The organism is Rhizobacter sp. P2_H2, from assembly GCF_056403375.1.
Genome location: NZ_JBFUFP010000075.1, coordinates 1 through 11,547 on the forward strand (window position 1 = coordinate 1; position 11,547 = coordinate 11,547).

The following is an 11,547-nucleotide window of genomic DNA, read 5'->3' on the forward strand; positions in this document are numbered from 1 at the left end:
GCCCAGCATCGAGGTCGCGAGCAGCCCCACCAGCGAGAACAGCAGCGCGTTGCGCTCGTGCACGTGCGGCACCGCGGAGCGGGTCGAGGTGACGCGCAGATCCCATTGCCGCCCGGCGAACGCGAACGAGCGCACGTGCGACAGGTCGGCCGACAGCGTCTCGCAGCCGGTGCTGCCGGCCAGGCGCCGCCGCTCGGCGATCGGATCGGTGTCGACGATGCAGACGTCGAGGTAGTGCGGCAGCGAGCTCTGGAACGAGCGCAGCGCATCGTCCATGCGCAGCGTCACGAACACCACGCCGCGCGCCGCCGCGACCCGGTCGCTGACGGTGGTCGGCATGCCGTTGTAGATGGCCTGGTAGATGACGACGCCGGTCTGCGTGCCGCTGCCGTCCTGCGTCAGCAGGAAGCCGGCGCTGGCGGCCGGCCGGTCGGTGCGCACGGTCGAATCGATCGCCGTGCGCGCCGCGGCGATCGAGCGGGTGTTGACGCCCAGCGCTGCGGCGTTCGGCGCCTGCGGCTCGATGTAGCGGATCGCCGCCACGGTGTCGTCGGGTGACGGCTTGAAGCCGGAGTCGAAGCGGTCGAACACGTGGTAGCCGGGCAGGCCGGCCGCGCGCACGCGGGCCTCGAAGGCCGGCACCTGCGAGCGCGGCATCAGCTCGGTCCAGCCGAGCCCCTGCAGGTGGCCGCTGACCTCGAGCCAGGCGGCGGYGGCGCGGTGCATCTCCTCGCGCGTGACGTCGTCGGACGAGATCATCACGCCGCGCAATGCTTCCAGCGCATGCAGCGGATACTGCAGCTGCGCGGCGAGGTTGGACGACGCATGGACCGCATCGCGCTCGAACGCCGCCTGCACGCGGGCGTCTTCCCATTGCGCGACCTGGCGCACGCCGAGCGCCATCAGCAGCGTGGCGATGCCGAGTGTCAGGCCGACGGTGCGGCGGCGCGCGGCCCATTCGTCGCGCGGCTGGCCGATCAGCGTCAGCGCGATCGGCGTGCCGATCAACACGCCCAGCGCATCGCCGGCCCACCAGGTCCACCAGTTGAAGGCCAGCTCGCCGAGCGGCTCGCGGCCGGCCAGCCACAGCGCGAGCGTCGCGATGCTGCAGCTGACGAGGCTCGCGGCGACCGCGCCGAGCCCGAAGAAGAGCGCGATGTCGCGCGGCTCGCTCAACGTGAACGGCCGGTGCACGAAGCGCTGCACCAGGGCCGCGGCGAGCGCCGCCTGCAGCATGGCGCCGACGGCGATCGTGGCCGGCACCGCCAGGCCCGCGAGGCTGAACCCCGCCTGCTCGATGCCGATGCCGGCGTTGACCAGGAACGAGCCGATCAGCACCCCGGGCAGCACCCGCCAGCCGTAGGCCAGCAGGCAGGCCAGCGCGATGCCGGCGGACGGGTACAGCGGCGAAGCGAGGCTCGGCGGGATCGCCAGCAGCAGCGCTGCCCAGCCGACCACCGCATAGGCGACGGCGGTGCCCGCCAGCGCGAGCGGCCAGTGCGGCGTGGGGCGGGGCGTCGCTGGCGTCATCGAATCGATGGGGCGAGGTGGGGGCAAGGGGAGCCTACCACCTCGATCGGCCGGTCAGGGCACTTCGTGGCCGGCGCCGGCTTGCCAGATTTCGGTCCAGGACTCGGCGTCCAGCTTCAGTTGCAGCGCGGCCAGCGCCTCGCGGATCGCCTCCAGCCGGTGCGAGCCGGTCAGCGGATGCGGGCGGGTCGGGTGGCGCAGCAGCCAGGCGTAGGCGACGGTCGCGGCGCTGACGCCGTGGCGCTGCCCGACAGCCTGCAGCGCGGCCTGCACGCGGCGTGCGCGTTCATCGCCGCCGGTCAGCAGCGCGCCGCCTGCGAGAGGCGACCAGATCATCGGCCGCAGGCGCAGCCGCTGGCACTGGTCCAGCGTGCCGTCGTGCAGCGGGGACAGGTGCAGCGGGTGCAGCTCGACCTGGTTGGTGGCCAGCGCGATGCGGCTGTTCAGCAGCTCGAACTGCGCCGGCGTGAAGTTCGACACCCCGAAGGCCCGCACCTTGCCGGCCTGGCGCAGCGCGGTGAAGGCCTCGGCCACGTCGTCGGCGTCCATCAGCGCATCGGGGCGGTGGATCAGCAGCAGGTCGAGGTGGTCAGTCTGCAGCGCCCGCAGCGAGTTCTCGACGCTGCGCGTGATGTGCGCCGCCGAGGTGTCGTAGTGCTTGACCCGGTGCTCGGGCCGGGCCTCGCCGAGCAGCCGGATGCCGCACTTGCTGACCAGCTGCATGTGCTGGCGCAGCATCGGCTTGAGCGCGAGCGCTTCGCCGAACAGCGTCTCGACGCGGTAGCCGCCGTAGATGTCGGCGTGGTCGAAGCTCGTCACGCCGAGCTCCATGCAGTGCTCGATCCAGTGCAGGCGCTGTTCGGCGGTCCAGCCCCAGTCGGCCATGCGCCAGGCGCCGGCGACGATCGGGGAGAGGGCGAGGTTGGGGGCGTTGACGGGGCTCATGGCGGCGGCCGGGTGGCGGCTGGATGGGAGAAAGCCAGAGCGTAACAGTCCGTTTCGCTTGCGCTGCATCGGGCGAATCCCGACGATATCGACGCCAGAATGCGCGCCKCCCTCCCTCACGACCCACCGCCGCTTCACCGGACCCCCGTCTTGTCGTCCCGCTGCCCCCGATTCCTGCGCCTGTTGTTGCTGCTGCTCGCCGTGCTGCCTGCCTGGTGCGCTGCGGCGACGCTGCAGCTGACGGTGCACGGCCCGGCGCGCAGCCTGGCCGACGGGGCGGAGTTCCGCGTCGACCCGACCGGACAGGCGTCGGCCCAGGCGGTGCTGGCCGAGACCGGCGGCTGGCAGCCGCTGCCGGACGACGAGGTGTTCGGTGCGCGCTGGCCGGCCGTGACCTGGGTGCGCTTCAGCGTGCAGGTGGGGGCGGGCAGCGAGGCCGACTGGTTCCTCGAGCTGCCGCACGCGACGCTGATGCGCGCCCAGGTGTACCGCGTCGGGCCCGACGCGCGCATCGGGGCACCGCAGGCGAGCGGCGTGCTGACGCCGATCTCGCAGTGGCCGGTGCGCGCGTCGCTGCCGGTGTTCCAGCTGCACGCCGATGCGCAGCGCGCCACCACCTACCTGCTGCGCCTGGAGCATCCAGCCACGCTCGGCGGCGCGCCGCTGATCCGCAGCCCGCGCGACCTGCTCGAAAGCCAGGGCACGGCCCAGCTCTTCATCGGGGCGTACTTCGGGCTCGCGCTGCTGGCCTTGCTGTACGTGGTGGTGCAGGCGCTGGTCCACCGCGACGGCGCGCTCGGCTGGTGCAGTGCCTACCTGGTGGCGATGATCCTGACGCTCGCCTGCCTGAGCGGCCTGGTCCACCAGACGCCGATCGGCGAGGAGCCGGCGCTGAGCGCCGCGCTGTTGATGCTGAGCCCGGTGCTGCTCGGTGCGGTCGGGCTGGGTTTCCTGCGCTCGGCGGTGCCGCAGGCGGTGATCGGCCCGCTCGAGCGGGCGCTGGTGTGGCTGTGCATCGTGCTGGCCGCGCTGCTGACGGCCGCCTACCCGTTCCTCGACCTGGCCGAACGCTGGTTCCTGACGCGCTCGTTCGGTGCGCTGTCGATGCTGGTGGGCGGCGGCCTGCTGGTGCGTTCGCTGCGGTGGCAGCTGCCGCACGTGCGCTGGCTGGCGGCCGGCCAGATCGTGCTGGGGGCCGGGGCGGCATTGCCGCTGCTGAAGGGCTTCGGCGTGGTGGCCAGCGGGCTGTTCTCGCAGTACGGGCTGCTGTTCGCGAGCGCGATCGACCTGCCGCTGCTGCTGTATGCGATGTCGCTGCTGCGGCGCGACCACGACGTGGTGTCGGCGCGGCTGCGCGAGGCGGCGCAATACGACCTGGTGACCGGCCTGCTGCGTCCGAAGGAGCTGCTGCCGCGGCTCGCGCAGATGAAGTTCCGCAGCCAGCGGCACGCCATCCGCAGCGCGGTCGTGATGTTCGAGGTCGTCAACCTGCGCGACATCCGGCTGCGCCAGGGCGCGTCGATCGCCGAGCAGGCGCTGCTGCTGGCCGGCCGGCAGGTGCAGCAGGGCCTGCGTGCATCCGATGTCGTGGTGCGCTTCAACGAGCAGCGGGTGGTCGCGCTGCTGGACGGCGTGGCCAACCCCGGCGAGGTGCTGATGACCGTGCACCGCATCATCCACCAGGCCCAGCACTACACCGGCGAGCTGCCGGGCGCCGAGACGCTGCAACTGCACGCGGTGGTGGCACACCTGCCGGAGGACCGGCGCGACACGCCGCAGGCGCTGGTCGACGCGCTGGTGTCGCACCTCGGCCGCATGCGCCCGGGCAGCGGGGCGCGGCTGCGCCAGCTGACGACGCTCGCGCCGCAGCGCCAGCGGCCGCGCTGGTGGCGCAAGTGGTTGAAGACGCGGCCTTGGGAGGCGGGGGCGGAGTAGGCGGCGCTGTCGGGACTCAGACGTTGAACAGGAAGTTCATCACGTCCCCATCCTTCACCACGTACTCCTTGCCTTCGGCGCGCATCTTGCCGGCGTCCTTCGCGCCCTGCTCGCCCTTGAACGCGATGAAGTCGTCGAAGCCGATGGTCTGCGCGCGGATGAAGCCGCGCTCGAAGTCGGTGTGGATCACGCCGGCCGCCTGCGGCGCGGTGTCGCCGATGTGGATGGTCCAGGCGCGCACCTCCTTCACGCCSGCGGTGAARTAGGTCTGCAGCCCGAGCAGGCTGAACGCCGCACGGATCAGCCGGTTCAGGCCCGGCTCGCTCTGCCCCATCTCCTGCAGGAACATCAGCCGGTCTTCGTCCGGCATGTCGGCCAGTTCGGCCTCGGTCTTCGCGCAGATCGCCACCACCGGCGCCTTCTGGCCCTCGGCGTAGGCGCGAAGCTTGTCGAGGTAGGGGTTGTTCTCGAAGCCRCCCTCGTCGACGTTGCCGACGAACATCGCCGGCTTCGCGGTGATCAGGCACAGCGGCTTCAGGATGACCTGCTCCTCCTTGCTGAACGCGATGCCGCGCACCGGCTTCGCCTCGTTCAGCGCCGCCTGGCACTTCTGCAGCACGTCGACCAGCTTGGCCGCTTCCTTGTCGTTGCCGGACTTCGCCGCCTTGATCGAGCGTTGCAGCGTCTTCTCGACCGTCGCCAGGTCGGCCAGGCACAGCTCGGTCTGGATCACCTCGATGTCGGAGATCGGGTCGACCTTGCCGGCGACGTGGATCACGTTCTCGTCGTCGAAGCAGCGCACCACGTTGACGATCGCATCCGTCTCGCGGATGTGGGCCAGGAACTGGTTGCCCAGGCCCTCGCCCTTGGACGCACCGGCCACCAGCCCGGCGATGTCGACGAACTCGACGATCGCCGGCACGATGCGCTCGGGTTTCACGATCGCCGACAGGGCCTGCAAGCGCGGGTCGGGCAGCTCGACGATGCCGACGTTCGGCTCGATCGTGCAGAACGGGTAGTTCTCGGCCGCGATGCCGGCTTTCGTCAGCGCGTTGAAAAGGGTGGACTTGCCGACGTTGGGCAGGCCCACGATGCCGCATTTGAGGCTCATGGAGGGGGCTTTCGCAGGTCGAGAGAGAGGGGCGAATTTTAAGCGCTCGGCCTACACTGCCCGCTCGACCCCGTTCCAGACCCCTTCGAGGAACCCTCCGATGCTCGAACTCCTGCGCCTGAATCCGCACACCAAGGACCTCGGCGGCGGCTTCACCGTGCGCCGGCTGCTGCCCTCGTCGCAGCAGCAATCGGTCGGCCCCTTCCTGTTCTTCGACCACTTCGGCCCCATCACCGCCCAGCCGAGCGACAACCACGACGTGCGCCCGCACCCGCACATCGGCCTGGCCACCGTCACCTACCTGTTCGAAGGCGCGATGCTGCACCGCGACAGCACCGGCATCGTGCAGCGCATCGAGCCCGGCGCGATCAACTGGATGACGGCCGGCCGCGGCATCACCCACTCCGAACGCGCGCCCGACGACCTGCGCCACGTGACGCGCCGCAGCCATGGCCTGCAGCTGTGGGCCGCGCTGCCGGCCGAGCACGAAGAAGACGCGCCGAGCTTCTCGCACACCGCGGCGGCGGCGATTCCCGCGCTGACGGTGGGCGGCACTGCGGTGCGCGTGCTGATCGGCAGCGCGTTCGACGTCGTCTCGCCGACCCCGACGCTGTCGCCCACCCTCTACGCCGACCTGGCGCTGCCGCCGGGCGGCCGCCTGCAGGTGCCGGCCGCGGCGCAGCAGCGGGCGCTGTACGGCATCGACCACGGCTTCACGCTCGACGGCCAGGCGGTGCCGCCGGGCGAGATGGTCGTGCTGCCCGAAGGCACCGAGCCGCTGCTCGAGGCGCCGCAGGGCGCACGCGTGATGCTGATCGGCGGCGAGCCGCTCGGCCACCGCTTCATGTGGTGGAACTTCGTCTCGAGCCGCAAGGACCGCATCTCCGAGGCCGCCGACGACTGGGCGGCCCAGCGCTTCGCTGTCGTGCCCGGCGAGACCGAGTTCATTCCGCTGCCGGAGCGCCGGCCCTGACCTGGGTAACCGCGGCCGGCGTGCTGCGGCGCAGCATCAGCACGTTGCCGGCCACCGCCAGCGCCGCGCCGATGGCGGTCAGCCCATCCGGCTCGTAGTGCTCGAAGGCCATCGAGACGGCCAGCGCGAGCAGCGGCGTCATCACGCCGATGCTGCCGGCCGGGCCCGGCCCGAGGCGCTGCATCAGCGTCAGGTAGCAGGCGAAGGTCAGCACCGAGCCGGCCAGCGACAGGTACAGCAGCGCGATCCACCATGACGCGATCGCCGGCAGCGCCATCGGCTGCCCGCCGGCCAGCGCCGCGATGAAGCAGCACAGCGCGCCGTACAGCATGCCGAAGCCGAGGGCCGGCCAGAACGGCAGCCCGCGCGCGCCGTTGCGGCTCGCCGCCAGGCTGCCGACGCCCGACAGCAGCACCGCGCCGACCGTGAACAGCGCACCCAGCGTGGTGTTCGCCGCGTCGCGCGCCTGGCCGAATTCCGGCCAGAAGACGAGCGCGACGCCGGCCAGCCCGAGCATGCCGCCGGCGATGAAGCGCGGCCCGACCGCGACGCCGAACAGCCAGCGTGCGCCGAGCCCAGTGATCAGCGGCGAGGCCGAGTAGCCGACCGCGACCAGCCCCGACGGCAGCAGCCGCTCGGCGTGGTAGACGCACAGGTACGACACGCCGTACAGGAACACGCCCTGCAGCGCGAACCAGGCGTGCTGGCGCGGCGCGAAACGCAGCGAGATGCCGCGCGCCGCGGCGAACGCGAGGATCACCGCGCCGGCCAGCGCGAAGCGCAGCGCGACGCCGAACTCCGGCGTCGTGACGCCGACCTGGTACGTGATCGCATGCCAGGTCGTGCCCCAGGTCAGCACGCAGACGGCGAACAGCTGCCAGTTGCGAAGGCGCGCCACCTCAGGCGCCGCTCAGAAACGGATGCTCGCGCTGCCGGCCAGCCCGCTGCGCAGCCCGCATTCGATGCCCTCGACGATCACCGCGTTCATGCCGAAGGTGATCTTGCCGTCGAGCCGCTCGTCGGCCCGGTAGGTCGACAGCGTGTCGCCCGGCTCGTGCCCCGGCTCGCCGGTCTCGGGGTCGACGTTCGGGATCGGGCAGCGCGGGCAGGGCTTGACCAGGCGCAGCCGCACCGGCCCCTCGGGCGTGTCGAAGCGGATCTCGTCGAGGAAATCCTCGCCGTGCGCGTCCAGCCCGTCGAGCACCAGGTTCGGCCGGAAGCGCGCCATCGTCATCGCCGCGACGCCCTTGCGCGCGAGGCGCTCGTTCAGCTCGTCGAGCGAGGCCTGCGAGACCACCAGCAGCGGAAAGCCGTCGCTGAACGCGTTCTCGGCATCGATGTCGCCGCTCCACTGCTTGCTCGACAGCCGCTTCTGTTCCGGATCGAAGCGCGCCAGGCGCAGCGGGAACTTCACGTCGCCGCGGCCCGGCGCCGCCAGGAAATCGCTGAACCACTGCGCCGCCAGTTCGCCCATGTCGTAGGCGGCGACGGTGTCGTTCCACACGGTGACCTGGCGCGGCGCCTCCACCGCATCGAGCGCCAGGTGCAGCGCCAGCATGCCGGGCGCCCGCAGCACCAGCTCGGTGTGCTTCAGCGTCGTGCGGATCAGCGCCATGCGCGGCAGCTCGCGCTGGCTGACGAAGCGGCCGGCGGCATCGACCACCATCCACGCGCGGTCGAATTCGAGCCCGGTCTCGATCAGCAGCGATTCGTCGAGCGCCACGCCGGCACAACTCTTCACCGGGTACACGTGCACGCTGCGCAACGTGACCGCGACCTCTCCCTCCGCCAGCTCGCTCACTTGAACAATCCCTTCAGCTTGTCTTTCAGTTGGTCCTTGGTCGAGGGCTGCGGACCCGAGGCCGCGCCGCTCGCCGCCGACGGCAGGCCGAGCTTGCCGCGCAGGCTCTCCTTGAGCTTCTCCTCGGCCTTGCCGGTGACCTCGCTCTTGATCATCTGGGCGGCGATCTGCGACCACTGGATCTTCCAGTCGATCGCGTCCAGCGGCCCGGTCAGCAGCACCGGCACGGTCACGCCCTTCAGCGCGGCGAGGTCGGCGCCGTCCTGGCCCTTCGTGGTGTTGGCGACCGTGGCGCGTGCGGTGTAGTCGATGCGGCTGCGGCCGATGTCGAGCGCGCCGGAGCCGTTGAGGCGCAGGAACGGGCTCTTGGCATCGAGGTCGGCGTTGCGTGCGATGCCGTCGGTGATCACGAAGCTGGCCGACATCTCCGAGAAATCGGTCTTCTCGGTCGCGTTCGATTTCTGCGCGCTGTCCTGCTTCATCGACAGCGCCGCCTTGGCCTGGCGCAGGCTCTTCGCGAGGTTGACGCCCTTGATCGCGCCGTCGCGCAGCTGCAGCGCGGCGGTGCCCTTCAGCCGCGCCTTCATCTCGTTGACGCTGCGCCCGGCCGTCTCGATGTCGGCGACCACGCGGCCGGTGCCTTCGAGGATGTCCTTCTTCGCGACATCCTTCAGCAGCGTGTTGACGTTGACGCCGGTGGCCGTCGCCTTCACCGCGACGCGGCTCGCGCGCGCATCGGCGAACGCGGTCGCGTCGAGCACGCCGCCCCAGGTCTTGCCGTACAGCTTGCTGACGCGCAGCATGCCGCCCTGCAGCGAGGCATCGAGCGCCGCGTCGCTGACGCGGTAGGTCTGGTACGCGAAGCTGCCGATGCGCAGGCTGAACTCGCCCTGCAGCGCGCGCAGCGGCGACAGGTCGACGGGGGTGTCGGCGGCCGGCTTCTCGGTGGCCGCGGGCGCCGGCGCCGGTGCCGCGCTGGACGGCGGCAGCAGCCGGTTCAGGTCCAGTGCCTCGAAGTTGGCCGAGGCCTTCACGGTGATCGGCGTGCCGGCGAGCGTGACGGCACCTTCGCTGCGGAACGGGTTGGCGTTGATCTGCCCGGCCAGCGTCCAGTGCGCCGCCTGCGGCGACGCATCGGCCTTGCCGCGCATGTCCAGCACCAGCGGTTGCAGCGACGGCTCCTGGATCTTCAGCTGGGCGGCCAGCGCGTCGAGCGCGAAGGCGCTCTTGGCCGGCTGCAGCTGCAGGTCGGCGCGCACGGTGCCGGCCAGCTCGCGCTGACCGCTGGTTCCCTTCATGCTGCCCTTCAGCGTCGCCTCGAAGCCGGGCACCTTGACCATGTCGAAGCTGCCGCCGGGCGCCGCCGACTTGAAGCTCGCATCGACCGCCGTCGGGCCTTCGAGCGACAGCTTGCCGCTCAGCGCGCTGCCGGTCAGCGCCTCGCCCTTCACGTTCAGCTCGGGCCAGTCGAGCGTGGCCGACAGCGGCTGGCCGCCCTGCGTGCCGGCGAGCTTGACCTGCAGCGCATTGAGCGACAGGTTGCGCGCCGCCGGGTCGAACGCGAAGTGCTTGATCTGCACCCGGCTGTTGGCGAGCTTCAGCGAACCGAGCGTCGCGCCGAGGCCGAGGTCGAGGTCCTGCGCGTCGAGCGTGCCGCGCTGGCCGTCGTAGCCGAGCGCGCCCTGGATCTTCACGTCCATCGCCTGCACGCCGAACGCATCGCCCTGCCAGCCGAGCTGCATGTCGCGCAGCTTCACGCCCTGCTGCGCGAGCAGCAGCGTCAGCCTGGTCTCGCCGCTCAGCCGGCCCTTGACGGCCGGCGCCTTCATCGCGAACTCGGCCTGCAGCTTGACCGGCGACTCCACCTGGTCGGCCAGCCGGCCGGTGTGCAACGAGTTCAGCGTGACCTCGCCGGAGAGCTGGTCGCGCTCGTCGCGCAGGCTCAGCCGCAGGTCGTCGAGCTGCACGCTGCTGACGTCGAAGCGCRGCGGTGCGCCCGAGGCCGCCGCCTGGCTGGCGGGCGTCGCGGGGGCGCCAGGCGGCGGAGCGTCGCCGGCGATCAGGTCGTCGATGTTGGTCTTGCCCTGCGCATCGCGCCGGTACACCAGGCGCAGGCCACGCGCGCTGACGTGGTCGACCACCAGCTGCCGGCGCAGCAGCGGCAGCACCGCGACCGAGAGCGAGGCCTCGTCGAGCGCCGCGAACTCGTCGGCGCGGCCTTTCTCGCTGAGCTTGACGGCCGACAGCTGCACCGCCAGGCGCGGGAACACCGACAGCTTGATCGGCCCGTCGATCGCCAGCGTGCGGGCGCGGTGGGTTTTCATCCAGTCGATCGCGAGGCCCTTGTAGGCGTTCGGGTCGAAGGTCGACACCAGCCAGACGAGCACGGCGCCGAAGAGCAGCACCAGCAGGGCGAGCGCCAGCAGGAGTTTGCGGATCCAGGGTTTCATCGAATCGGTCTACCGCATGGGCACAGCGTGGGGGCACCGATTCTGCCCTCAAGGGCGCCAGGGTGGTGCCGGTCCCTACAATGAAACCTCATGAAACGCTTCGATCTGTGTGTCCGAGGGGCCGGCATCGTCGGCCAGGCGCTCGCCTTGTCGCTGGCCCGGCAGGGGCTGAAAGTCGCGCTGGTGCCCGATGCCGCGCCGCCTGCCGGCGAAGACGTGCGCGCCTACGCGCTGAACCCCGGCTCGGTCGCGCTGCTGGCCTCGCTGAAGGTCTGGGAGGCGCTGCAGCCGGGGGCCGCGACCGCGGTGCACGAGATGCGCGTCGAGGGCGATGCCGCCGGCGCGGCGCTCGAGTTCTCGGCCTGGCAGCAGCAGGTGGCCGAGCTGGCCTTCATCACCGACGTGGCGGCGCTGGAGCAGGCGCTCGCCACCGCGGTGCGCTATTCGCCCCACGTCGAGCTGCTGGCGCCCGATGCGCAGGTGCAGGCGCCGCTGACGGCCTTGTGCGAGGGCAAGGCCTCGGCCTCGCGGGCCGCGCTGGGCGTGCGCTTCGAGCGCCACGACTACGGCCAGGTCGCGATCGCGGCGCGCCTGGTCGCCGACCGGCCGCACCGCCACGTGGCGCGGCAATGGTTCCGCGCGCCGGACATCCTGGCGCTGCTGCCGTTCGATCTGCCGCAGGCGGGCTGCTCGCATGCGCTGGTCTGGTCGCTGCCGCAGGCGCGCGCGCAGGAGCTGCTGGCGCTCGATGCCGCTGCCTTCGAGCAGGCACTGAACGATGCCACCGGCGGCGCCTGCGGCC

Annotated in this window: 9 protein-coding genes; 3 read left to right on the plus strand and 6 right to left on the minus strand. The window is 71.6% G+C overall.

Features of this window, described 5'->3' with window-relative positions:
- Together AC1D15_RS07330 and AC1D15_RS07335 are read right to left on the minus strand one after the other, a co-directional pair.
- Window positions 1-1,530: CHASE domain-containing protein (locus AC1D15_RS07330; protein ID WP_477825477.1), on the minus strand; the 1,530-nt coding region annotated here is incomplete at its 3' end.
- Window positions 1,531-1,584: 54 nt separating this feature from the next.
- Window positions 1,585-2,475: an aldo/keto reductase gene (locus tag AC1D15_RS07335; RefSeq protein WP_047499756.1), complete on the minus strand. Its 891-nt coding sequence runs from the start codon at window positions 2,473-2,475 to the stop codon at window positions 1,585-1,587.
- Window positions 2,476-2,625: 150 nt separating this feature from the next.
- Here AC1D15_RS07335 and AC1D15_RS07340 point away from each other — a divergent pair, with 150 nt between their 5' ends.
- On the plus strand, window positions 2,626-4,410 hold the full coding sequence (locus AC1D15_RS07340; protein ID WP_477825478.1) for a sensor domain-containing diguanylate cyclase: 1,785 nt from the start codon (window positions 2,626-2,628) through the stop codon (window positions 4,408-4,410).
- Between the two features lie 16 nt (window positions 4,411-4,426).
- Here AC1D15_RS07340 and ychF read toward each other — a convergent pair whose 3' ends face one another.
- Entirely contained in the window at window positions 4,427-5,521 is a 1,095-nt protein-coding gene (gene ychF / locus AC1D15_RS07345) for a redox-regulated ATPase YchF (RefSeq protein ID WP_047499760.1), read from the minus strand.
- 100 nt (window positions 5,522-5,621) lie between these two features.
- Here ychF and AC1D15_RS07350 point away from each other — a divergent pair, with 100 nt between their 5' ends.
- A complete protein-coding gene (locus AC1D15_RS07350; protein WP_477825479.1) occupies window positions 5,622-6,494 on the plus strand; it encodes a pirin family protein in 873 nt (290 codons plus the stop codon).
- Here the strand turns inward: AC1D15_RS07350 and AC1D15_RS07355 are convergent.
- The 3 genes from AC1D15_RS07355 to AC1D15_RS07365 are packed head-to-tail and all read right to left on the minus strand — an operon-like array spanning window position 6,466 to window position 10,745.
- Window positions 6,466-7,392 carry a DMT family transporter gene (locus AC1D15_RS07355; RefSeq protein ID WP_477825480.1) on the minus strand — a complete coding sequence of 309 codons (927 nt, stop codon included), beginning with the start codon at window positions 7,390-7,392 and terminating at the stop codon, window positions 6,466-6,468. The two genes, AC1D15_RS07350 and AC1D15_RS07355, sit on opposite strands and share 29 nt — an antisense overlap.
- Before the next feature lie 12 nt (window positions 7,393-7,404).
- Window positions 7,405-8,295 carry an MOSC domain-containing protein gene (locus tag AC1D15_RS07360; RefSeq protein WP_477825481.1) on the minus strand — a complete coding sequence of 297 codons (891 nt, stop codon included), beginning with the start codon at window positions 8,293-8,295 and terminating at the stop codon, window positions 7,405-7,407.
- On the minus strand, window positions 8,292-10,745 hold the full coding sequence (locus tag AC1D15_RS07365; protein ID WP_477825482.1) for an AsmA family protein: 2,454 nt from the start codon (window positions 10,743-10,745) through the stop codon (window positions 8,292-8,294). Before AC1D15_RS07365 ends, AC1D15_RS07360 begins: the two co-directional genes overlap by 4 nt.
- Window positions 10,746-10,835: 90 nt before the next feature.
- Between AC1D15_RS07365 and AC1D15_RS07370 the strand changes: the two genes are divergently transcribed.
- Window positions 10,836-11,547: FAD-dependent monooxygenase (locus AC1D15_RS07370; RefSeq protein ID WP_477825483.1), on the plus strand; the 712-nt coding region annotated here is incomplete at its 3' end.

Bases quoted from the DNA above. Each gene is read 5' to 3' on its own strand.
- AC1D15_RS07350 (WP_477825479.1), top strand. From the start codon at position 5,622: ATGCTCGAACTCCTGCGCCTGAATCCGCACACCAAGGACCTCGGCGGC.
- AC1D15_RS07335 (WP_047499756.1), bottom strand. From the start codon at position 2,475: ATGAGCCCCGTCAACGCCCCCAACCTCGCCCTCTCCCCGATCGTCGCC.